The organism is Pararhizobium polonicum (assembly GCF_001687365.1).
In the GTDB taxonomy this organism is placed as follows: Bacteria; Pseudomonadota; Alphaproteobacteria; order Rhizobiales; family Rhizobiaceae; genus Pararhizobium; species Pararhizobium polonicum.
The window spans coordinates 179,643-202,649 of the sequence record NZ_LGLV01000005.1 but is presented as its reverse complement, the minus strand read 5'-3'; the positions used below and the strand labels follow the sequence as shown (position 1 = coordinate 202,649).

The 23,007-nt window shown below is 59.9% G+C and carries 22 protein-coding genes; 7 read left to right on the top strand and 15 right to left on the bottom strand.

All coding sequences use genetic code 11. The features are described from left to right. Window positions 1–11 precede the first annotated feature (11 nt). Together ADU59_RS06815 and ADU59_RS06810 are read right to left on the bottom strand one after the other, a co-directional pair. Window positions 12–1,268 carry a cyclopropane fatty acid synthase gene (locus tag ADU59_RS06815; protein ID WP_068953011.1) on the bottom strand — a complete coding sequence of 419 codons (1,257 nt, stop codon included), beginning with the start codon at window positions 1,266–1,268 and terminating at the stop codon, window positions 12–14. A 301-nt stretch (window positions 1,269–1,569) separates the two neighbouring features. Then, on the bottom strand, window positions 1,570–2,568 hold the full coding sequence (locus ADU59_RS06810) for a glutathione S-transferase family protein (RefSeq protein ID WP_068953009.1): 999 nt from the start codon (window positions 2,566–2,568) through the stop codon (window positions 1,570–1,572). A 180-nt stretch (window positions 2,569–2,748) separates the two neighbouring features. Between ADU59_RS06810 and ADU59_RS06805 the strand changes: the two genes are divergently transcribed. Genes ADU59_RS06805 through arsH form a run of 4 tightly spaced genes read left to right on the top strand, consistent with a single transcriptional unit; the run spans window position 2,749 to window position 4,936 of the window. Next, a complete protein-coding gene (locus tag ADU59_RS06805; protein WP_068953007.1) occupies window positions 2,749–3,105 on the top strand; it encodes an ArsR/SmtB family transcription factor in 357 nt (118 codons plus the stop codon). After that, complete coding sequence (locus ADU59_RS06800; protein ID WP_068953005.1) at window positions 3,098–3,817, top strand: MIP/aquaporin family protein; 720 nt, start codon at window positions 3,098–3,100, stop codon at window positions 3,815–3,817. Before ADU59_RS06805 ends, ADU59_RS06800 begins: the two co-directional genes overlap by 8 nt. Next, on the top strand, window positions 3,814–4,236 hold the full coding sequence (gene arsC / locus ADU59_RS06795) for an arsenate reductase (glutaredoxin) (RefSeq protein ID WP_068953004.1): 423 nt from the start codon (window positions 3,814–3,816) through the stop codon (window positions 4,234–4,236). Before ADU59_RS06800 ends, arsC begins: the two co-directional genes overlap by 4 nt. After that, window positions 4,211–4,936 (top strand): arsenical resistance protein ArsH, encoded by a 726-nt coding sequence (arsH, locus tag ADU59_RS06790; protein ID WP_068953001.1) that lies wholly within the window; start codon window positions 4,211–4,213, stop codon window positions 4,934–4,936. The genes arsC and arsH overlap by 26 nt, the downstream gene beginning before the upstream one ends. Before the next feature lie 35 nt (window positions 4,937–4,971). Here arsH and era read toward each other — a convergent pair whose 3' ends face one another. The 8 genes from era to rpoZ all read right to left on the bottom strand — a co-directional run bounded on the left by era (window position 4,972) and on the right by rpoZ (window position 12,161). After that, window positions 4,972–5,904 carry a GTPase Era gene (gene era, locus ADU59_RS06785; protein ID WP_068952999.1) on the bottom strand — a complete coding sequence of 311 codons (933 nt, stop codon included), beginning with the start codon at window positions 5,902–5,904 and terminating at the stop codon, window positions 4,972–4,974. Window positions 5,905–6,013: 109 nt separating this feature from the next. Beyond that, window positions 6,014–6,730, bottom strand: a complete 717-nt coding sequence (gene rnc, locus ADU59_RS06780) for a ribonuclease III (RefSeq protein ID WP_068952997.1) — start codon at window positions 6,728–6,730, stop codon at window positions 6,014–6,016. Further along, window positions 6,727–7,473 carry a signal peptidase I gene (gene lepB, locus ADU59_RS06775; protein ID WP_068952995.1) on the bottom strand — a complete coding sequence of 249 codons (747 nt, stop codon included), beginning with the start codon at window positions 7,471–7,473 and terminating at the stop codon, window positions 6,727–6,729. Before lepB ends, rnc begins: the two co-directional genes overlap by 4 nt. Window positions 7,474–7,667: 194 nt before the next feature. Continuing rightward, window positions 7,668–8,075 carry a holo-ACP synthase gene (gene acpS / locus ADU59_RS06770; RefSeq protein ID WP_068952993.1) on the bottom strand — a complete coding sequence of 136 codons (408 nt, stop codon included), beginning with the start codon at window positions 8,073–8,075 and terminating at the stop codon, window positions 7,668–7,670. A gap of 107 nt (window positions 8,076–8,182) precedes the next feature. Further along, the gene (locus ADU59_RS06765; RefSeq protein ID WP_068953733.1) at window positions 8,183–8,746 is read right to left on the bottom strand and encodes a DUF2062 domain-containing protein; all 564 of its coding nucleotides are present in this window, start codon (window positions 8,744–8,746) and stop codon (window positions 8,183–8,185) included. 216 nt (window positions 8,747–8,962) lie between these two features. Beyond that, a complete protein-coding gene (locus tag ADU59_RS06760; protein WP_068952991.1) occupies window positions 8,963–9,115 on the bottom strand; it encodes a DUF3563 family protein in 153 nt (50 codons plus the stop codon). Window positions 9,116–9,359: 244 nt separating this feature from the next. Continuing rightward, a complete protein-coding gene (locus tag ADU59_RS06755) occupies window positions 9,360–11,582 on the bottom strand; it encodes a RelA/SpoT family protein (protein ID WP_068952989.1) in 2,223 nt (740 codons plus the stop codon). A 168-nt stretch (window positions 11,583–11,750) separates the two neighbouring features. After that, window positions 11,751–12,161 (bottom strand): DNA-directed RNA polymerase subunit omega, encoded by a 411-nt coding sequence (rpoZ, locus tag ADU59_RS06750; RefSeq protein WP_068952987.1) that lies wholly within the window; start codon window positions 12,159–12,161, stop codon window positions 11,751–11,753. Between the two features lie 596 nt (window positions 12,162–12,757). On the opposite strand from rpoZ, the gene ADU59_RS06745 reads away from it, so the two are divergent. Further along, complete coding sequence (locus tag ADU59_RS06745; RefSeq protein WP_060641403.1) at window positions 12,758–13,336, top strand: LabA-like NYN domain-containing protein; 579 nt, start codon at window positions 12,758–12,760, stop codon at window positions 13,334–13,336. A 72-nt stretch (window positions 13,337–13,408) separates the two neighbouring features. On the opposite strand, the gene smpB is transcribed toward ADU59_RS06745, so the two are convergent. Together smpB and dapA are read right to left on the bottom strand one after the other, a co-directional pair. Continuing rightward, window positions 13,409–13,888: an SsrA-binding protein SmpB gene (gene smpB / locus ADU59_RS06740; RefSeq protein ID WP_068952985.1), complete on the bottom strand. Its 480-nt coding sequence runs from the start codon at window positions 13,886–13,888 to the stop codon at window positions 13,409–13,411. Next, window positions 13,888–14,772: a 4-hydroxy-tetrahydrodipicolinate synthase gene (gene dapA, locus ADU59_RS06735; protein ID WP_068952983.1), complete on the bottom strand. Its 885-nt coding sequence runs from the start codon at window positions 14,770–14,772 to the stop codon at window positions 13,888–13,890. The genes smpB and dapA overlap by 1 nt, the downstream gene beginning before the upstream one ends. Before the next feature lie 301 nt (window positions 14,773–15,073). On the opposite strand from dapA, the gene ADU59_RS06730 reads away from it, so the two are divergent. After that, the gene (locus tag ADU59_RS06730; RefSeq protein ID WP_068952982.1) at window positions 15,074–17,146 is read left to right on the top strand and encodes a lytic transglycosylase domain-containing protein; all 2,073 of its coding nucleotides are present in this window, start codon (window positions 15,074–15,076) and stop codon (window positions 17,144–17,146) included. A gap of 129 nt (window positions 17,147–17,275) precedes the next feature. Then, complete coding sequence (locus ADU59_RS06725) at window positions 17,276–18,172, top strand: alpha/beta fold hydrolase (protein ID WP_068952980.1); 897 nt, start codon at window positions 17,276–17,278, stop codon at window positions 18,170–18,172. Between the two features lie 97 nt (window positions 18,173–18,269). Here the strand turns inward: ADU59_RS06725 and ADU59_RS06720 are convergent, their stop codons facing one another. The 3 genes from ADU59_RS06720 to ADU59_RS06710 form a co-directional block, all read right to left on the bottom strand. Then, window positions 18,270–19,337, bottom strand: a complete 1,068-nt coding sequence (locus ADU59_RS06720; RefSeq protein ID WP_068952978.1) for a porin — start codon at window positions 19,335–19,337, stop codon at window positions 18,270–18,272. 740 nt (window positions 19,338–20,077) lie between these two features. Beyond that, window positions 20,078–21,061, bottom strand: coding sequence for a porin (locus ADU59_RS06715; RefSeq protein WP_068952977.1), 984 nt, complete (start codon window positions 21,059–21,061; stop codon window positions 20,078–20,080). A 945-nt stretch (window positions 21,062–22,006) separates the two neighbouring features. Then, window positions 22,007–22,993, bottom strand: coding sequence for an alpha/beta hydrolase (locus tag ADU59_RS06710; RefSeq protein ID WP_244506364.1), 987 nt, complete (start codon window positions 22,991–22,993; stop codon window positions 22,007–22,009). Window positions 22,994–23,007: the final 14 nt, after the last annotated feature.

Genomic DNA, 23,007 nt, shown 5'->3' with positions numbered 1-23,007 from the left:
TGGCGAGATGCTCAGAATTCCACCGGCTCCAACGGTGGGCGGATCTTTTCGAATTGCCGCAGGCGCTCCTCCCGCTCGCCGATATAGTTGCGCGTATAGGGTACCGCTTCCAGCTCATGCGACAGCTGGATCTGGAAGATCGACAGCTTGTCATAGAGGAAGGCCGTTTCCGACGATGCCAGGTAGAATTCCCACATCCGGAAGAACCGCTCGTCATAGAGCCGGACCGCTTCCTCCTTGCGGGCGGTGAACCGTTCGCGCCAGGCCCGCAACGTATGGGCATAGTGCATCGGCAATATCTCGATATCGCGGATCACCAGCCGAGCCTTCTCGATGGCCGGGACGACTTCCGACAGCGCTGGCATGTAACCGCCGGGGAAGATATATTTCTCGATCCAGGGATTGGTCGCCCAGGGTTTTTCCGCCTGGCCGATCGAATGCAGCACCATCACGCCCTTGGGCGCCAAGAGGCCTGCCATCTTGGTGAAGAAATGACCATAGTTCGCCATGCCGACATGCTCGAACATGCCGACCGAAACGATGCGGTCGAACTGGCGATCGACCATCGTCCGGTAATCCTGCATCTCGAACCGGACGCGATCCCCAAGCCCGCGCTTTTGCGCCCGGGTGCGCGACACCTTCAGCTGTTCTTCACTCAGCGTAATGCCGGTGACATCAACGCCGGACGACTCGGCCAGATACATTCCCATGCCGCCCCAGCCGGAGCCGACCTCGAGCACCGTCTGGCCCGGCTCCAGCAGAAGCTTGGCGGCGATATGGCGTTTCTTCGCCGCCTGCGCCTCGTCCAGGCCGATCCCGGGCGGATCGAAATAGGCGCAGGAATATTGCCAGTCCTGATCGAGGAACAGGTCGAACAGCTTGCCGTCGAGATCGTAGTGGTGGGCGACATTGTGCCTGTTGCGGTTGACCGGCAGGCGGCTTTTGATCTGCTGCTCGGCCACATGCAGGAGCGCCGTCGCCGTGTTGCTGATCGTTGCCGCCTTTTCCAGGCCGTTGGCCTTCACCATCGACAACAGGTCGAAAATATTGCCGTCGTCGATGACGATGCGACCCTCGACATACATTTCCCCGAACCGGAGGCCCGGATCGCGCAGAATGGCCTTTTCAGCTTCCTCATCCAGCGTCCGCACGGTCACCGGAACGCCGGACCCGTCGCCGAGAATGGCTCTTTCTCCAGATGAGAGGATGAGTGTCAGATTGCCTTTTTGAACCAGCCGGCGGAGCATTTTCAGAAATGTCGTGTTCATTCCGGACCTCGACCACAGATGCACAGCATTCTGGTGAATGGTCACGTGCCGCCGGCCTTGGCTTTGCCGGACGTCAGGAAACGAGGAGAACCGCAGCTGGAGCGCCGTCGGCGTCGTCCGGGAAGACGGGATGTGGGCAATTCGCTAGAGCGGTTGCCATCCGGCTGCCGGGCAGATCGTCTGGGCGCCCCTATCCGGGAGCTCTATCCATCAGAACACCCGTTAAACTAGCGCCGTTTCGCCAATCCGCAATGGCTTTGCGGGGCCCTCAAAGATTTATTTACTTAGCAAATCCCGGGTATCAGAGAGTAACCACGCCCTCTCCCGCAAGACGGCGGCGGTCATGCGGACGGTCAAGGTCGAGTACAGGGCCGAGCGGAACAATTCCGGTCGGGTTGATATGAGCGATCGAATAGTAACCGCGCTTGATATGATCGATCCGCGCCGTTTCGCGAATACCCGGCCACTGGTAGATTTCGCGCAGATAGTTCGACAGGTTGGGATAATCCTCCAGCCGCCGCAGATTGCACTTGAAAGCGCCGTGATAGGCGGCATCGAAACGGATCAGCGTGACGAACAGGCGGATGTCTGCCTCCGTCAGGTGGGTTCCGGCGATATAGCGGTTCTGCGACAGATGCGTTTCGAGCGTGTCCAGCATGCCGAAAAGGCTGGTGACGGCCTCCTCGTAGGCGCCTTGCGTCCTGGCAAAGCCGGCCCGGTAAACACCGTTGTTGACCCTGTCGTAGATCGGTGCGTTCCAGCGATCGATGACCGGACGCAGGCTTTGCGGATAGAAATCCTGCGTATCGCCCGTCAGATGATTAAAGGCCGTGTTGAGGATGCGGATGATATCGGCGGATTCGTTGTTGACGATCCGGCCCTCCTTGCGGTCCCATAGTACGGGGACGGAGACCTTGCCGGTATAATGCGGATCGGATGCCGTGTAGAGTTCATGCTGATAGCGGATCTTGCCGGTGCGTGAACCGGCATCCTGCGGCTCGGCATAGGTCCAACCGTTTTCGCCCAGTTCCGGCTCGGCAATGGATACGGAGATGATATCCTGCAGGCCCTTCAGATTGCGCATCATCAACGTGCGCGAGGCCCAGGGGCAGATGAAGGCGACAAACAGCTGATAGCGGCCGGCCTCGGCGGGACATGCTGCCTGCCCGTCCGGTCCCGGTGATCCATCGGCCGTGATCCAGCTGCGGAAGCTCGTCGGTTCGCGATGAAAGGCGCCGTTCTTCATCTCGCTGGCGGCAACCTCGCCCTTTTCCCACTTCCCATCGACCAGCTGCGGCATCGTCACTGTCCTTGTCCGGGCCCGGATGTTCCGGACGCTTCATGCCGCTCTGGAATCTCACGCGCGCGCGCAGACGGCAAGCCGCCGCCTCTTCAACAGACTGTTCGATGATTGGTACCGCCAACCGGCGGAGGCAGCCCCGTCTTGACGGGATGATATTATGTCGATAATTCTCGACATATGGACAATACGACCACCGTCACCGCTCTTGCAGCCCTCGCCCAGACCACGCGCCTGGATGCCTTCCGGCTGCTCGTCACCCACGAGCCCGATGGATTGCCCGCCGGTGAAATCGCCCGGCTGCTCGGCATTCCGCACAACACCATGTCGACACATCTGGCGACGCTGCAACGGGCCGGCCTGATCACCGCCGAGCGGCAGAGCCGTTCCATCGTCTACCGCGCCAGCCTCGACAGCCTGCGCGATGTCGTGACGTTCCTTCTGAAAGACTGCTGCGCCGGCCATCCCGATCTGTGCGCGCCGTTGATCGCAGACCTCGTCCCCTGCTGCCCGCCACGGGAAAAGACCCATGTCTGACGGTGTGGAACAGCGGCGTTCTCCAGACATCCAGTTGCGACGGCGGATCGTCGCCGAGGCGCTTGGAACCGGCCTGCTGGTTGCAACGGTGGTTGGCTCCGGCATCATGGCCGATACGCTGACGAACGATGCGGCGCTGGCGCTGCTTGGCAATACGCTTGCGACCGGCGCCATACTGGTGGTGCTCATCACCCTTTTCGGACCGATCTCCGGCGCGCATCTCAATCCGGCCGTATCGCTGATTTTCGTCCTGAAGGGCGATCTGCCGTGGCGCGACTTCGGGTTCTATGTCGCGGCACAGATTGTCGGCGGCATTGCCGGAACGGTAGCGGCGCACCTGATGTTCGATCTCCCGATCATCGAGGCGTCGCTGAAGGTCCGAACCGGCGGTGCGCAATGGTTTTCCGAGTGGGTGGCAACCTTTGGCCTCGTTGCCACGATCCTCGCCGGCATCCGTTTCGAACAGAGGTCCGTCGCATGGCTGGTCGGGCTCTACATCACCGCCGCCTACTGGTTTACCGCGTCGACGTCCTTTGCCAACCCCGCCGTGGCGCTGGCGAGATCGCTGACCAATACTTTCTCCGGCATCCGGCCGCTCGACCTGCCAGGCTTCGTCATCGCCGAATTTCTGGGCGCGCTGTGTGCGTTTGCCCTGATGAGCTGGCTGCTGCGGCAGCCCTCCACCAACGTTGACCTGCGAGACCCATCATGACCGTCACCATCTACCACAATCCCGACTGCGGCACGTCCCGCAACACCCTGGCGATGATCCGCAATGCCGGGATCGAGCCAACCGTGATCGACTATCTGCAAAACCCGCCGAGCCGCGACGAACTCAAGGCGATGATCGCAGATGCGGGCCTCAGCATCCGCGAGGCGATCCGCGAGAAAGGCACGCCCTTCGACGCACTCGGCCTTGGCGATCCCGCGCTCAGTGACGGCCAGCTTCTGGACGCGATGCTGGCGCACCCCATCCTGATCAATCGGCCCTTCGTCATCACGCCGTTGGGCACACGGCTGTGCCGTCCCTCCGAGGTGGTGCTCGATATCCTGCCGCAGACGCACAAGAGCGCCTTTGCCAAGGAAGACGGCGAACAGGTGCTTGATGAAAAGGGCAACCGTCTTGTCTGATTTGCCCGCAGCCAGCCTTACCCATCTGCGGCAGCCGGACATGGACGCATTGCGTGCGCCGTTCTCCAGCCACCCGCCGCGCATTCTCATCCTCTACGGCTCGCTCCGGACCGTATCCTACAGCCGCCTGCTTGCCGAGGAAGCGGGCCGTCTGCTGACGCATTTCGGCGCGGAGGTGAAGTTTTTCAATCCGGACGGCCTGCCCCTGCCCGACGCGGTGCCGGCCAGCCATCCGAAGGTCCAGGAACTGCGCGACCTGTCCTTATGGTCGGAAGGCCAGGTCTGGGTCAGCCCGGAGCGGCACGGCGCCATGAGCGGTATCATGAAGGCGCAGATCGACTGGATCCCGCTGTCGGTCGGGTCGGTGCGCCCGACGCAAGGGCGGACGCTGGCGGTCATGCAGGTCTGCGGCGGCTCGCAGAGCTTCAACGCCCTTAACCAGATGCGCATCCTCGGCCGCTGGATGCGGATGATCACCATTCCCAACCAGTCCTCCGTCGCCAAGGCCTATCAGGAATTCGACGCGGACGGCCGGATGAAGCCGTCCGCCTATTACGACCGGGTGGTTGATGTGACGGAGGAACTGGTCAAGTTCACGCTGATCACGCGCGATGTCTCCGGCACTCTCACCGACCGCTATAGCGAGCGCAAGGAAGAGGCTGAAAAGCTCGAACAGCGCGTCAACCTGAAGAGCCTATGAGATAGAGAAAAGGCGCCGTTTCCAGCGCCTTCCACTTACTTCGGGAATTCCAGGCCCATTTCGCGGAAACGCTCGGGGTCGTCGCCCCAGTTTTCGCGCACCTTGACGAACAGGAACAGGTGCACCGGCTGTTCGAGGATTTCTGACAGCTCCTTGCGCGACGCCATGGAGATCGCCTTGATCGCATCGCCGTTCTTGCCGAGCGCGATCTTCTTCTGGCTGTCGCGCTCGACATAGATGACCTGTTCGATGCGCACCGAGCCGTCCTTGCGCTCTTCCCACTTCTCCGTCTCGACATGCGACGAATAGGGCAGTTCCTGATGCAGGCGCAGGAACAGCTTTTCGCGGGTGATTTCAGCGGCAAGCTGGCGCATCGGCAGATCGGAAATCTGGTCCTCCGGGTAATACCAGGGACCTTCCGGCAGCTTCATGGCGAGATAGTCGAGCACGTCGTCGCAGCCGGAGCCGGTCAGCGCCGAGATCATGAAGGTGCGCTCGAAATCGACGAATTCGTTGGCGGCGGTCGCCAGCTTCAGAAGATCTTCGCGCTCGACCTGATCGATCTTGTTGAGAACCAGCATCTTCGGCTGTTCGACATGCTTCAAGCCTTCGAGAATGGTCTCGGCATCGCCCTTCAGGCCGCGCTCGCTGTCGATCAGCATCATGATCGCGTCGGCATCCTTGGCGCCGCCCCAGGCGGTCGTCACCATGGCGCGGTCGAGGCGACGGCGCGGCTTGAAGATGCCGGGCGTGTCCATGAAAACGATCTGCGCATTGTTGTGGATGGCAATGCCACGCACGATGGCGCGCGTCGTCTGCACCTTGTGGCTGACGATCGACACCTTGGCGCCGACCAGCTTGTTGACCAGCGTCGACTTGCCGGCATTGGTAGCGCCGATCAGGGCGACGAAACCGGACCGGGTCGGGCCTTTTTCGGTTTCTGCTGCGGTTGATTCTGTTTCGCTCATAATATCCGTAATTTCCGATTGGGCGGCCGGGCGCCGGTCAGGCGCGCGAGATCGCATTGTCTGTCAAAGGATTGCCTGATCTTTCGGGAGGAAACTGCCTCCGGACAGATCAGGCCGTCGTCGCTTTCTTCCAGACGCCTTCGCGCTCCAGAATTTTCGTGGCGGCCACCTGCTCGGCGGCACGCTTGGACCGGTCGATGCCCGTTTCCGGCGCAATGCCCGGGATCTCGACCGTCACCGTGAAGCGCGGATCATGGTCCGGGCCGGAGCGATCGTCGATCCGGTAGTTTGGCGTCGCCCCGAACCTGGCGTGTGCCCATTCCTGCAATTCGGTCTTGGCGTCGCGCCGCGCACCGTCGACACGGCTTGCCCGCGCTGCCCAGTGACGCTGGATGAATCCACGCGCCGCCTCCAGCCCGCCATCGAGATAGATCGCGGCAATCAACGACTCTACCACATCGGCGCGCACATTGAGCATCGATTTTCCGGTGAGCTTCTTTACGTCGGCGCCGGTGCGGATGAACAGATGCAGCGACAGCGTATCGGCAACGAGCGCGCAGCTGTCGGCACTGACAAGCTGGTTCAGGCGAACCGACAGCTCGCCCTCGTCGGCATCCTTGAAGGTCTGGAACAGCAGTTCGGCAACGCAGAGCCCGAGCACCCGGTCGCCCAGAAACTCCAGCCGCTCATAATTGGAACCTCTGGCATTGCGGGCGCTGGCATGCGTCAGCGCCCGGTCGAGCCGTTCCTTCTGGACGAAGCTGTAACCGATCGCCGCCTCAAGCCGCTCCCGGTCCTCCGTGTTCAGCGAACGGCCCTTGCTCATTCGACGCTCTTGAAAAGACGGTCGTAACGCAGGTTGGCCGGCCACTTCCAGATTTGCGCGAACGAGGTGTCGTGGCCGAGCGAGAAGAAGATCATCGAGGCGCGGCCGACAAGGTTCTGGGCCGGGACGAAGCCGACATCGAAGCGGCTGTCAGCCGAGTTGTCGCGGTTGTCGCCCATCATGAAATAATGGCCTTCGGGAACGATGAACTCGCGGGTATTGTCGCCGCGCGAATTCTGCTCGATGTCGAGCGTGTCGAAATTGACGCCATTATCCAGCGTTTCGCGGTAGACTGGAACATCGGCGCCGGTGTCATACTGATCGTCGGCGCGGAACATGCCATCCGGCACGCGCTGCACGGCCTTGTCGTTGATGTAGAGAATGCTGTCGCGAACCTGGACCCTGTCGCCCGGCAGGCCGACCAGCCGCTTGATATAGTCGATATCCGGGTTCGGCGGGAAGCGGAACACCACGACATCGCCACGCTTGGGCTCGCTGGCAAAGATGCGGCCGCTGAACAGGTCCGGCGAAAACGGCAGCGAGTATTTCGAATAACCGTAGGCGAACTTGTTGACGAAGATGTAGTCGCCGACCAGCAGCGTCGGCATCATCGAGCCCGACGGAATGGTGAAGGGCTGGAAGAACACGGTCCGGATCACCACAGCCAGGAGCAGCGCCTGGATGATGACCTTGACGTTTTCCCAAAGGCCGTCGCTCTGCTTCTTTTCGATATTGTCTGCCACGCCACTTATTCCTTGATCTGGTCACCGCGCGGACCTTCAAAGTCTCGAGCGGATGTATCGTTTGCGGTTCCGTATCCTGCCGGAGCATCCGATCGGAGGCTGCCTGACGCATATCGTGCGCGGCGCCGTCTTTTCAAATGAACTTGAGCCCGCTTTTGCGGTCCGCTTCATCCGGACATGCTCTAAACGCTTCCTCAATCGGGGGCAACGGGCAGAGCTTCAATTATGACGAAGGCCTGCGCCAGCGGGAAATCGTCTGTGATGGTCAGGTGAATGACGCCGCGGTGGCCGGCGGGCAGCATTTCCGCGAGCCGCTCGGCGGCGCCACCGGTGAGTTGCATGGTCGGCTTGCCGCCCGGCAGATTGACGACGCCCATGTCCTTCCAGAAGACGCCCTGCGCCAATCCGGTTCCGAGCGCCTTGGAACAGGCCTCCTTGGCCGCGAAACGTTTGGCATAGGACTCGGCGCGGTTTTTCCGGCCTTCCGATTTGCGGATTTCGATATCGGTGAAACAGCGCTGGCTGAAGCGCTCGCCGAAGCGTTCGAGGGAACTCGCGATGCGCCTGATGTCGATCAGATCACTGCCGATGCCGATAATCATCGAAACGAAAACACCTTAGTGAGAGTTCATGCGCAACAGCTGCGACAAGAGCAAACAGTCTGCCGCCTGCCAAGTTAAAATTTCGACAGAAACCAAAGATCGCCCGTTCATCCGGCCGTGTGTGTCTGCAGCTTGCTTTGACGACGCAGCTGCCGGCGGGACTGAAACAGCTTGGCCGCATAGAAAGCCGCCACATAGAACACAACGGCGCTGGCGGCGGCAACCGGCACGGAACCGATCAGCATCGGCTTCAGGACCGGTTCCCACAGATGGGAGAGCTCGAGATGACGCAGCATGTGGAGAATGTCCTGACCGGCCAGAGCGCCGCTTCCTCCCGTCCCAAGAACGATGAGGCCAACCTCATAGGTTGCCGCGAGAATGAACGGGATGGTCAGGGGATTGGCAAGTGCCGTCGATATGCCGGCGGCGATCAGATTTCCCGACAGGAGATAGGCAACGGCCAGAGCAATCAGAATGTGAAAGCCGACAAACGGAGTTGCCGAGGACGCAGCACCGGCTGCAACGCCGACCGCGATCGAATGGGGTGACGACGCCAGCCTGAGCACGCGGATCGACAGATAACGAAGCCCGCGCGAAAAACCCTTTCGCGGCCAAAGAAACTCACGGAGCTTTCCCGACCAAGTGGCCGGCTTCTTGCGTCTGAACAACATGATGCTCTGATAGACGATGCGGATATGGCTGTTCAATGGCAGAGACGCGAAAATCGGCATTTCCCGCGTTTGAAGCACAAATATGCCGCATACCGGGCGTTCATGCCCATGCGCTCAGCGGAGACTGCGCATCATGCGCAGAGAGCGGACCCGCTATACGCCATTTGCATAGGTCCCGGCAGCCTGTCGATACAGGCAGCCGGACGATGGCGTGGCTTAGAACGAGTTGCGGAACAGGCCACGATCGATCTGACGCTGACGGTATTCCAGGTCGATACGGTCGAGCGAACCATTGAGATAGTTCAGTTCACGCTCTTCGGCAGTCGGTACGCGCAGGGCGCGGGTGATTTTCTTCAGTTGCTTAAACATGGTAAACCTCTTTTGTTTACCTCCCGACGCTGAAGATAGTCGAGGCGGCGCTTCTTCACCAGAGCTACAAAGAGGCGGCAGCCATGCACATGATGCATGGCCTCCACCTTTCTGCCCCAGAGAATGCACAATCGAAGTGCAATTGCTGCCGGGCTATGCGGAAAGACGGCCAATCGTGGCCGAATATAGACGTGGACAGGATCGGCGTTTTCCGCAGATGAGACGGCAAGGCCGCGAAACAGCCCTACTCGAAGACGCGCTTGACCGTGGAGACGCTCGGCAGGTCGCGGATCTGGGTGATCAGGTGATTGAGCTGGCGCAGGTCCCAGACCTCGATATCCAGCTGGAATTCGCTGAAATCCGCCGCCACCTGCCCCATCGACAGGGTGCGGATGTTGATGTCGCTGGTGGCGATCGCCTGGGCGATTTCGGCAAGGGTACCCGGTTCGTTCAAGGCATTGATCTGAATGCGCGCCATGAAGCGGGTGTTGTTCGCCTCGTCGAGATCCCAGCGCACATCGATCCAGCGCTCCGTTTCCTCGTCGAACTTCTGCAGGTTCAGGGACTGGATCGGATAGATGGTGATCCCCTTGTCCTTTTCCATGATGCCGACGATGCGGTCGCCCGGCACGGCGCCGGAGGGACTGAAATGCACCTCGGCATTGCCCGACAGCCCACGGATGGGCAGGGCCTCCGGGCCTTCGCCCTCAAGAATATCGAACATGTCCTTCGGACGTCCGGGCAGCTTGAACACCATGCCGGCGGCGCTGCGCATGTTGAACCAGCCCTCGTCCTGCGGCTTGACCGTAACGCGCTCGTCCTGATGATCGGGAAAGACCGCCCTGAGCACATCGAGCGACGAAAGTTCGCCACGGCCGACGGCGGCAATCGCATCCTCGATTTCCTTGTGGCCGAGGCGGTGCAGAACAGGCTTCATCGCCTCACGGGTAAACGACTTGCCCGCCCGTTCGAACGTGCGCTCGAGGATGCGGTAGCCCAGGCCTGAATATTGTTTCCTGACGGCAGCGCGCGTGGCACGGCGGATCGCGGCGCGGGCCTTGCCGGTCACAACGATCTCTTCCCATGCCGGCGGCGGCACCTGGATACCGGAGCGGACGATCTCGACTTCGTCGCCGTTGTTGAGGCGGGTGACGAGCGGCATGATGCGGCCGTTGATCTTGGCGCCGACGCAGGTATCGCCGATATTGGTGTGCACCGCATAGGCAAAGTCGATCGGCGTCGCGCCGCGCGGCAGCGCGATCAGCTGGCCCTTCGGCGTGAAACAGAAGACCTGATCCTGGAAGAGTTCGAGCTTGGTATGCTCGAGGAATTCTTCCGGATTGTCGCCTTCGGCCAGACTTTCGATGGTCCGGCGCAACCAGGAATAGGCATTGGATTTCGGCGACAGCTTGACCTCGCCCACCGGCTCGACGCTGTCCTTGTAGAGAGTATGGGCAGCAATGCCGTATTCGGCAATCTCGTGCATCAGCCGGGTGCGGATCTGCAATTCGATGCGCTGACGCGACGGGCCGACGATCGTCGTGTGGATCGACTGGTAATCGTTCTGCTTCGGCGTCGAGATATAATCCTTGAATCGGCCGGGAACGACGCGCCAGCGGGTGTGGACGATGCCGAGCGCGCGGTAGCAATCGGGGATATCGGCGACGATGATGCGGAAACCCCAGACGTCGGACAGCTGCTCGAAGGACAACGACTTCGACTGCATCTTCTTGAAAACCGAATAGGGCTTCTTCTGCCTGCCCTTGACGACGGGACCCGTCAGGCCCCTGGCCTGCAGCAATTCGCCCAGTTCGTCCTCGATCTTCTTGATCAGGCCTTCGTTGCGGGTCGAAAGCTCTTCCAGCCGCTTGGTGACGGTTTCGAAGGCTTCGGGATTGATATGACGGAAGGAGAGGTTTTCAAGCTCCTCGCGCATATCCTGCATACCCATGCGGCCGGCAAGCGGCGCATAGATATCCATCGTCTCTTCGGAAATGCGGGCGCGCTTTTCCGCCGACATGTGGTCGAGCGTGCGCATGTTGTGCAGACGGTCGGCAAGCTTGACGAGGAGTACGCGCACATCGTCGGAGATTGCCAGCAGCAGCTTGCGCAGGTTTTCGGCCTGCTTGGCCTTCTTGGTCACAAGATCGAGCTTCTTGATCTTGGTCAGCCCTTCGACCAGTGCGCCGATATCCTCGCCGAACAGATCGTCGATTTCGGCACGCGTCGCCGTCGTATCCTCGATCGTGTCGTGCAGCAGCGCCACGGCGATCGTCGATTCATCGAGATGCATCTCGGTGAGGATGGCTGCAACTTCAAGCGGATGGGAGATGTAGGGGTCGCCGCTCGCCCGTTTCTGCTGGCCATGCTTCTGCATGGCGTAAACATAGGCCTTGTTGAGAAGCGCTTCGTTTACATCGGGCTTGTATTTTTGAACGCGCTCAACGAGCTCGTATTGGCGCATCATCCGCTAGAGGCTCCAGGAGAGATCCGGACAGAACCGGAAAAGAAAAAGTGCGCCAATCATAGGAGTGGCGCACTGCTTTGCAAATACCGGTGTTACGCGAATTCTGAACGAAAACGCGGCATTGCATCAGAGCGTCGCATCCGGCGATGGGCCGGATACGGCATCGGCTCAATAGTCGTCGCTTTTTTCCGGCGGAACCAGGCCTTCGATACCGGCCAGCAACTCTTCTTCCGACATGCGGTCGAAGGTCACGACTTCCGGCTGATCGTCGTCTTCGCCCGACTGGTCGGCAAAAACCGTGGCAGCGTCGCCGCCGATCATCGAAGCCGGATCGGGCTCGGGCTCATCGACTTCGACATGCTTCTGCAGCGAATGGATCAGGTCTTCCTTGAGATCGCCCGGCGACAGCGTTTCGTCGGCGATTTCGCGAAGCGCGACGACCGGGTTCTTGTCGTTGTCGCGGTCGATGGTGATCGAGGCACCCTGCGAGATCAGGCGGGCGCGGTGGCTTGCGAGAAGCACGAGCTCGAAACGGTTATCGACTTTGTCGATGCAATCTTCAACGGTGACGCGGGCCATTGCCTGTCCTTTGGATCTCAAGAGCGCAGTTTCAATCGCGGATGCCGTAAGACGTCCCGGTCGCTGCGCTGATTAACAACACCGGAACCCGTCCAGCCGTCGGCTTGACGGTATGCGCGGCTCCGATTTCAGGAATTAACCTGCCCGATACAATCAAAACCACACAAATTCAAGTTTTTCCTGCATTGCGCAAAAAGATATCCGGGCAATTTCAAGCGGGGCTCGATCGCTCGACAAAAAAGCGGCGGCGGAGGCCGTGGCAAATCGATAGGCTTTGACATCCGTACAAATGATGATTGAATGCCCGCCTAGCCCTGTTGCCGCTCTGGGGAGAGAGAAGATATCGGCAACGAACAGGACCTCCTCTACCTGTTGGCAAAGAATCCCTAAACAAAGGTAGATATTTCTTATTTTGAACAAAAAACTGCAAGAAATAGCTATTCCAACTGGAATTTTCTTAGACTAAAGCGAATGCTGGCTTAGAGAGCTGGAATACAATAAAATCTTAATGTAATCGAACCGTTCCGACACTGACGACTTTTCTGCTCGGTCAGGTTGAAAAATCAAAAACATTGAGACAACAAAAAGGAAATACGATGTTCGACCCACGCGAAAAAATCGCGCTCTTTATCGATGGGGCCAACCTCTATGCCGCGTCGAAAAGCCTTGGTTTCGACATTGACTACCGCAAGCTGCTCAAGGCCTTCCAGAAGCGGGGCTACCTTCTGCGCGCCTACTACTACACGGCGCTGATCGAGGACCAGGAATATTCCTCCATCCGGCCGCTGATCGACTGGCTAGACTATAACGGTTACAAGGTCGTGACAAAGCCCGCGAAAGAGTTCACCGATTCGCTCGGACGGCGCAAAATCAAGGGTAACATGGATATCGAACTGGCCATCGACGCGATGGAACAGTCCGAAACGGTCGATCATCTGGTGATCTTCTCCGGCGACGGCGACTTCACCACGCTGGTGGAAGCGCTGCAACGCAAGGGCCGCAAGGTCTCGGTCGTCTCCACCATGTCGACCCAGCCGCCGATGATCGCCGACGATCTGCGCCGGCAGGCCGATCACTTCATCGAACTGGTCAGCCTCAAGGCCGAAGTCGGCCGCGACCCCTCCGAGCGCCCGGTCCGCGTGACCGAACCGGTCCACGACGAATTCCACGACTGAATATGAAAAAGGACCGGCCGGGTTTCGGCTGGTCCTTTTCTTCGTCGTTCCGGCTGTCCCGCGTCACCCGCGTCAGTGGTGATCCTTCATAATTCTGCTCTTCTGCCTGTTCCAGTCGCGTTCCTTCTCGGTCTCGCGCTTGTCATGCAGCTTCTTGCCCTTGCCAAGCGCCAGCTCCAGCTTCGCCCTGCCCTGATCGTTGAAATAGATCTTCAGCGGGATGAGCGTCATGCCGTCACGATTGATGGCGTTCTGCAGCCGGTGCGCCTCGCGTTTCGACAGAAGCAGCTTGCGGCGGCGGCGCGGCTCGTGGTTGAAACGATTGGCCTGCAGATATTCCGGCAGGTAGGAATTGATCAGCCACATCTCGCCGCCTTCGTCGGTGGCGTAGGATTCGGCGATATTGGCCTTGCCTTCGCGCAGCGACTTGACCTCGGTGCCGGTCAGAACCAGACCGGCCTCGTAGGTGTCGATGATCTCGTAATTGAAGCGGGCCTTCCGGTTCTCCGCGACAATTTTATTGACCACGCGCTGGCTGCCTTTGGGTGCCATCAGTTCATCAGCCCCGCATGGCGCAAGGCTGCGTCAATGGCGGCCTCCGTGGCCGGCTCGAGCGTGGACAACAGCGGCGAGCGCACGGTGCGGCTCATCTGGCGCAGGCGGTTGAGCGCATATTTCGCGCCGCAGAGACCGGGCTCCATGAAGATCGCCTTGTGCAGCGGCATCAGCTTGTCCTGATAGTCGAGCGCCTTGGCATAATCGCCGGCCAGCGTCGCCTCCTGGAATTCGGCGCAAAGCCGCGGCGCCACGTTGGCGGTTACGGAGATGCAGCCGACGCCGCCATGGGCGTTGAAACCCAGAGCCGTCGCATCCTCGCCGGAAAGCTGGACGAAACCTGTACCGCAAGCCATGCGCTGCTCGGAAACACGCTCGATCTTGCCGGTCGCATCCTTGACGCCCATGATCGACGGATAGGCCTTGTGCAGGGCGGCCATCGTTTCGACGCTCATATCCACGACCGAACGGCCGGGAATGTTGTAGATGACGATCGGCAGCTTCACGCTTTCGGCAACCGCCGCAAAATGCGCAAAAAGCCCCTTCTGGGTGGGCTTGTTATAATAGGGTGTCACCACCAGAACAGCGTCGGCACCGGCCTTTTCGGCATGCTGCGCCAGCTCGACGGCTTCAGTCGTGTTGTTGGACCCGGCACCTGCGATGACCGGCACGCGCTTTGCCGCGGTCTCGATGCAGAGTTCCACCACCTGTTTGTGCTCGGCATGCGACAGGGTCGGCGATTCACCGGTGGTGCCGACCGGCACGAGGCCGTGGCTGCCTTCGCTGATCTGCCATTCGACATAGGCGGCAAAACTATCCGTATCCACGGCTCCGGAAGCGGTGAACGGGGTGATGAGAGCGGGAATGGATCCCTTGAACATGCACGACTCCTGACGGCGCCCGGGAAGCTAGAAACCAACCCACGCTTTGGCCGCATTTCATGGTTAGAAAACTGGCGCACCATAATCATGTGAGGTGCCTGCGGCAAGCACTCTATCGCGCCATTCATCGCCGGTTTCCGTGTAATCCTCCGGCATCAGCGGCGTTTCATGCATTTCGGGGCGAAACCATCCGCCGGCGTGGACGCGCCGATATTTATGGGATTGAATGGAAACGGGTAACCTTTCGTTAACAATTGCATCGCCAAATGAGGCACTGGCACGGGGAAGCGTGGGGTTCTTGATGCGTGGACATATCTCTCGCCGGATGATCGCGGTTCTTGGCGCGTCGGCGGTGCTGCTGTCGTCGTTTGCCGCCGTCGCGCAGGACACCCCGATTCCGCTCCCCCGGTTCAAGCCGCAGACGCTGGCAAAAACGGACAGGTCGCCCTCCCCTGAAGTCACCGGCTCGATCGTCTCCGCCACCGCCGTCGTGCCGATCAATTCGGACCTCAAGACCGGGCTGGATGCGCTTTCCAACAAGGATGCCGGGAAGGCCATTGCGGTGCGCGACACCATGACCAAAGGCACGCTCGACCGCCATATCCTCACCTGGGCCATTGCCGTTTCCGGGCAGAAGGGCGTGCCCTCCTACGAGATCGCCAGCGCCCAGCAGGAACTGAAGGGCTGGCCGGGCCTTGGCGCGCTGCGCGCCAATTCGGAACGCGCCCTGTATCGCGAAAACCCACCGGCCGCCGACATTCTATCGGCTTTCGGAACCACACGGCCGGAAACACCCGAAGGCACCATTATCCTTGCCCGCGCCTTGCAGGCGAACGGAGACAAGGCCACAGCGGGCAAACTGCTGCGTGGCCTCTGGGTGAAAGACACCCTCGACAAGGACACCGAAACCAAAATCCTCGCCGAATTTCCGGACCTCTTGACCACCGCCGACCATCAGCGCCGCATGGAAATGCTGCTCTATCGCAGCCGTCTGGATCAGGCCGCGCGCTTTGCCGATCTCGGCAAGGCCCAGTCGCTTTACCGGGCGTGGGTCGCGGTCGCGAAAAAAGCCGGCAATGCGGAAGCGCTGATCGCTGCCGTCGATCCCTCCTGGCACAGCAAACCGGCCTACCTGTTCATCCGCATCGAGTATCTGCGCAAGCAGGAGAAATACGAAGAGGCGGCCGCGCTGCTGGCCAATCTGCCGAAAGACAAGGATGCACTCGTCAACACCGGCGAATGGTGGGTGGAACAACGGATCATCAGCCGGGGATTGCTGGACCGGGGCAAGTTCAAGGCTGCCTATACGATTGCGGCCAACCATGTCGCGTCCGACCCGGCCGATATCGTCGATGCGGAATTCCATGCCGGCTGGTTTGCCTTGCGCGGACTTGAAGACGCGCCGGCTGCCGCGCAGCACTTTCAGCGCATCCTGAAGGCGTCCAACAGGCCGATTTCGGTTTCGCGCGCCTGGTACTGGATGGGCCGCGCCGCCGAAGCCGGTGCCCCCGGCAACGCGACCGAGTATTTCACCAAGGCTGCGGCCCTTCCCGGCACATTCTATGGCCAGCTTGCAGCGGCCAAGCTTGGCCGCACGGGCCTGAATGTCACCTACCCATCGCCGACGGCCGACGACCGGACACGCTTCGATAATCGCGAGGCGGTCCGCGCCATTGCGCGTCTGGAAGATGCCGGGCATGGCTGGCGGGCAGACAGCCTCTACCGGGCACTTGCCGAGGAGATGACGAGCCCCGGAGAGCTTGCCATGCTGTCGGCGCGGGCGGAAAAGACCGGAGGCCACCAGCTGTCGCTGCAGATCGGCAAGATTGCCTTCGGCCGCGGCATCGATGTGGCGGCCCTCGCCTTCCCGATCGGCGTCATTCCGGCAAGCGCCAATATCAGCGGTTCCGGCAAGGCGCTGGCCTATGCCATCGCCCGCCAAGAAAGCGCCTTCAACCCGGCTGCCATCTCGCCTGCGAATGCGCGCGGGCTGCTGCAGATTCTTCCCGGTACGGCCAAAGGGGTCGCCGGACGCCACGGCCTTGCCTATTCCCAGGAACGGCTGACGACCGATACCGCCTACAATGCCACGCTGGGCGCGCACTATCTCGGCGAACAGATCGACGATTTCGGCGGCTCCTATATCCTCACCTTCGTCGCCTACAATGCCGGCCCCCGCCGCGTGCCGGACTGGATCAACCGCTACGGCGATCCGCGCGGCAAATCGATCGACGACGTCGTCGACTGGATCGAGCGCATTCCCTTCGCCGAAACCCGCAACTATGTGCAGCGGGTAATGGAGAACTATCAGGTCTACAAGTCCCGGCTCGGGCAGACGGCCGATATCGTCCACGATCTGCGCATGGGCCGCTGACCCAAAGGCAGGCCTGCAAACCAGCTGGAACGAATACCGGCCTTGTCCGGCCGCACAAAGTCCGGCCGCCCTCTTCCCGTGCCGCCTCGATTCGCTATGGTTCTCCTACTGTGAGTGGAGGAAGAGCGCGTGACGAACACCATCGGGACCAGCTTTGAGGAGCGTCGTTTTTCAGCCAGCGACGGGTTGCAGCTTTATGCCCGCGACTACGGCCATGACGATCCGAAAACGCGGGGATCGCTGCCGATCGTCTGCCTGCCCGGCCTCAGCCGCAACAGCCGCGACTTTCATCTCCTGGCAACGCAGCTCACCAGGCAGCCGGAAAGGCCACGCCGCGTCGTCACGCTCGATTATCGCGGACGCGGATGTTCATCCTGGGATCCCGACAAAAGCCACTATCAGCTGCCGGTGGAAGCCAGTGACGTGCTGACCGCCTGCGCGGTTCTGGATATCGGCCGGGCGATTTTCATCGGCACCTCGCGCGGCGGCCTGATCCTGCATCTTCTCGCGGCCATGCGCCCGGCATTGCTCGGCGGCATCGTGCTCAACGATATCGGACCGGTCATCGAAATCGCCGGCCTGCTTCTGATCCGCCAGTATCTGGAGGCACAACAGGTTCTGTCCAGCTGGGAAGAGGCGACCGAAAGCCTGCGGTGCGTGCACGGAACGGCCTTCCCGGCACTCGACGCCGCCGACTGGGCTGATATGACAACGGCGATCTTCCGGGAAAAGGACGGCAAGATCATTGCAGATTTCGACCCCGCCCTGATCGAACCGCTCCGGAGCATGGATGCAAACACACCGATGCCGGATCTCTGGGCGCTGTACGACGGTTTCAAAACGATGCCCCTGATGGCCATCCGGGGAGAAAACTCCAGCATCCTATCGCCGGCAACCTTCGCGGAAATGGCGCTGCGGCATCCGGACATGACCTCGGTCATCGCCCACGGCCAGGGTCACGCCCCCCTGTTACATCGCCCCGATCTGTTTGCCGAGATCACCGCATTCATCGACGGGATTTCATAGGAGTGCACTTCTGCCGCGGCACGCCGAAAAAACACCATCAAACGGAAAAAGCCCGATCTTTCGACCGGGCTTTCCATCACTGACATGAAGCCAGAGATTAGAAGTCGCGCTGCAGACGCAGGAAACCGGTGGTTTCGTCGCCACCGACCTGCTTGTAGGTAGCCGTTTTGTCGACGTCCTGGTACTGGACAGTCGCCAGAGCCTTGAGGCCAGCCGTGATCTTGTAACCAACGGTCAGGCCAACACGCCAGGCATCGACGCCATCGATGAACGCGTAGTCACCGAAGTACTGAGCAGCCGGTGTGATTGTCAGCTTGTCGGTTGCCTTGAACTCGTACGATGCTGCAACGGTCCATTTGGATTCGTTGTAGTATGCGTTCGGGTCCGTTGCGTAGATGCCAGCAAGGTTCAGCGTGCCGGCGCCGATTGCAGCGGTCAGGATAGCGCGGATGGCGCCTTCTTCACGGTCATTGTCATAACCACCGAGAACGGTCGCTGTTACACCGCCAACCGAGCCGGAAAGCATGGCAGCAACGCCGAAGGCGTTGTCCTCAAGAAGGAAATCGTTCGGCAAGGCCGGCAGAGCAGCCGTACGGCCGATGCCCTCGAGTTCGTCAACGGAGATACCGGCCTTGAATGCGCCACCATCGTACGTATACGAGATCGAGTTGAACAGGGAGTTGGACTGAAGCACGTCGGTTTCGCCAGCGATACCGTCATCCCACCAGCTGTAGTAATAGCCGAACTTGAAGCCGGCAATCTTGAACGAAGCCGTATCAAGCTTGGTCGCGCCACCATTGCCGGCGAGATCGGCATTGGTCTGCAAAACGATCGTGCTTTCAAGCGTGCCAAGTTCCGTGTCGTTCTTGGCGTCGATCTGCAGCTGACCACGGGTAACCGTATCCCAATCGGACGTACCACGGCCGCGCGATTTACCGCGAAGGTCCAGATCAGGACCGAAATTGGTCTGAAAACGGATGTAGCCGCCGATTTTCAGGCAGGTTTCCGTACCCGGGATGTAAAAATAGCCCGTGCCGAAAGCGTCGCAAACGCGAACATATTCCATAGGTTCCGGCTCAGCAGCTACGATTGCGTCAGCTGCCTGGGCGCCGGATACTGCTGCGAGAGCTGCAGCGGAGCCGAGAAGAAGGCTCTTGATGTTCATTCTGATCTCCAGTCAAAAATTTAAAATAAAGCCACGTGTCATACTGAAGACGGTATTCTTTTCCCCCATCCCCAACACAAGAAGCCGGGCGACCTATCGTCCGAGCTTCCGGGAGGGTAATTACGAGGGCGCGGATTCGGCAGAATGACAGACCGGCCCATTTATCCAGTGCGACAGGCCTTCTTTGTATGACGTTGCAGGAATGCCACAATTTCGCCTCAAAGCGCGCGACGGCGGTGGCACACCTCTAAGAACCCTTTGTTTACAATGTGATCTGAAAATTCTTCGCGGCCAGCCAGCAGGCAATGACACAGCCGGAATCGGCGAAATAACTGGTCAGCGCTATTCCAAGGCGAGCTGGAGACACCTGTGGATTCTTGTCAGGCCTGTCCGGACAGAACAGTCTGCCGGTGTTTGGGAGGGAAGCCTGCGAAGATTGCGGCATACGAAGCAAATGGCTTCCAAGAATTGCGGTCGTCTGCATAACCGGGCACTCGCCGGGTATTGATTCTCGCCGAATAGAATCCGGATCCTGAAACCCGGAATTCAGCAGCCATATTCGGAAGCAATATCCGTCGCCGCATACTGCCAAAGCAATGCTTGATCGCCGCACACACAGGGATGGCTCGGTGAAATATGGTCGTTCGTCAAAGGTTTGACAGGGCTACATTGAAAAAGGACTAAACGCAAAAAGCCCGGTCTTTCGACCGGGCTTTCCATCACTGACATGAAGCCAGAGATTAGAAGTCGCGCTGCAGGCGGAGGAAACCAGTGGTCTGGTCGCCGATGACGTCAACATCCTGATACTGAACGTAGGCGAGAGCCTTGAGACCGTCCGTGATCTGGTAGCCAGCCGTCAGGCCAACACGCCAAGCATCAATACCATTGATGAAAGCGAAGTCGCCGAAGTACTGAGCGCCGGGCGTGATCGTCAGCTTGTCAGTAGCCTTGAACTCGTACGATGCTGCAACGGTCCACTCGGATTCGCTGTAGTAAGCGTTCGGGTCGCTTGCATAGATACCAGCAAGGTTGAAGGTGCCCGGGCCAACTTCAGCGGTCAAGATTGCGCGGATCGCGCCTTCTTCACGCTCTGTGTCATAGCCACCAAGCAATGTAGCGGTTACACCGCCGACCGAACCGGAGACCATAGCAGCGACGCCAACACCGTTCGGGTGAGTCGTGATGCCATCAAGCTCGTCAACCGAAACGCCGGCCTTGAATGCGCCGCCATCATAGGTGTACGAGATCGAGTTGAACAGGGAGTTGGTCTGAAGCACGTCGGTCTCGCCGGCAATACCATCATCCCACCAGCTGTAGTAGTAACCGAACTTGAAGCCAGCGATCGCGATCGAAGCTGTATCAAGGAAGGTCGAACCACTGTTGCCAGCCTGGCTAGCATTGGTCTGCAGAACGATCGTGCTTTCGAGCGTGCCGAGTTCCGTGTCGTTCTTGGCGTCGAACTGCAGCTGACCACGAGTGAACGTGTTCCAGTCGGAGAAACCACCAACGTTAGGACCGAAGTTGGTCTGGAAACGGACGTAGCCGCCGATCTTCAGGCAGGTTTCCGTGCCCGGGATGTAGAAGTAGCCCGTGCCGAAAGCGTCGCAAACGCGAACGTATTCCAAAGGTTCCGGCTCAGCAGCTACGATAGCGTCAGCTGCCTGGGCGCCGGATACTGCTGCGAGAGCTGCAGCGGAGCCGAGAAGAAGGCTCTTGATGTTCATTTCTGACCTCCAGTCAAAAGTTTCAAACAGGTCTGGGTATTATACTGAAGGACAGTATTCCCTGCCCCATCCCCAACATTTAAGAAGTCGGACGATCAACCGCCCTTGCTTCCGGAGTTGAAAATACAAGACGGGACCGTCGGCGCAATCACCAACTTGCGAGTTCGCCATGTTTGGCCCGCCCTTCCCCCTGCGCTGTTGCTGAAACGACACAAAACTGCCGTAAGCGGGCGGAGGTTCTTAACAAGAGGTTAAGAAAACCCTTTATTCATCGGGGTTTAGCGGATGCCTTGCGTGCCTTCTCCGTGTCATAACGAGGCAGAAAGGGGGCAAAACCGCGATAGAAAGGCGGATTCGCCGCGTCGCGCAGGCCCGGCTGCGATTTCCGCGCGGACAATCACAGGCACCGGCGAAACGGAATCACGCTGCATCCGAACGGAACAAGCGGGGAGAATCACAGAATCGCGTCGCAATGGCTTCGTTATTGATTCGAGCGGTGCTTCGATGGGCGCGGCAAACAGACGCTCACCCCGCCCTTTCGCACCCCATAAGAAGGAAGCGGCCCGCCCCGTCCCGTTCAGCAATCAACGGGACATTGGCGAAGGCATCTTCGTCAGCGGCGATGGAAAGGCTTAACGGGTGGCCAAATGACAGAAAACATACCGGCGTCTCTATTTACCCTTTGACGTAGCGCGGGTTTGATTTGCGCCCAGACGGACGCTCAAACTGTGCGGCCCTTGCTTATATGTTCGGGAAGACTGCCGGACCTTCCAGAAAGCCGGGCCAGAAAGCGGGGGTGGAGCCACGGCCAACAAAGATGAGTACTCTGTCTACGCTATAGCCCGCTAACGCCACACGGATTGACCGCCGCGAGCAACATCGGACAGGTGCGGCGTGCTGATCACATACCTTGGCGCCGGTATCCGGCACCAAGCCAGCCAGGGTTTATAGCTTGGCGTCGGGACCCGAAGCTTTGGCAGCGCCTTTGATGGGCTCTCCCAGTGTCTGCTTGAACCAGCTCACCACCCGGTCGATGACGGGGCCCTGATACCAGCGGAGATCGCCATGTCCAGCGCCTTCCACCAGCACATAGTCAACCTTGTTTCCCTCCGCCTTGAGTGCTTCGTAAAGCTTTTGGCTCTGTCTTGGGGATACCAGCGTATCGGCACTGCCGTGCATGATCAGAAAAGGCGGCTTCTCGCCTTTGACGTGACCGATCGGACTTGCCGCAAGCGCTTGCTCGGGGTTGGCGGTGACCGTGGCCCCCGGAAATTCTCCAAAGGCAGGACCATTCAACAGCAGTGCTTCCGTTACCGCCGGCGACTGGTGCACCTTTTGCACTGCTTCAGGAAAGCCTTCCCCGATACTCCGGAGGTCGGAAATCCCATAGAGCGTCACTGCCGCCTGCACGTCGGAGGATTTGTCGAGAAATTGCCCCGTGTCGAAGGTCTTCTCGCCATTGGTGGCTCCAAGCATCTGCGCGACATAGCCTCCGGCCGAATCGCCGATCACGCCAATCCGTGCCGGGTCGATGCCGTATTCCGCCGCATGTTCGCGCAGATATCGGACGGCGGCCTTGCCGTCCTCCACCAGTGCCGGAAACTGGTCCGGTACAACGCGGTATTCCGCTGCGGCAACGACGAAGCCAGCTTGCGCCAAGGCCGTGCGCATCTCGGTGAATTTCTCATATTCCGCCGATATAAAGCCGCCGCCGGGAAAATAGACGATCGCCGGCTTCAGATCGTTCGCCCGGGGCACCAGAACCGTCATCCGGAGCTGGCGCACGGAGCGCGTCGCCTTCACCTGGGAATAGATCACGCCGCCGATCGTATCGATCTGCCCCCTGGTCACGTCGACGCGCATCACCTGGGCGCCATCCGCATAACCCGGCAAGCCGGTTTGCGCCATCGCTGCTCCATTCGCCGCTGCCATCAGCAGAACTCCCG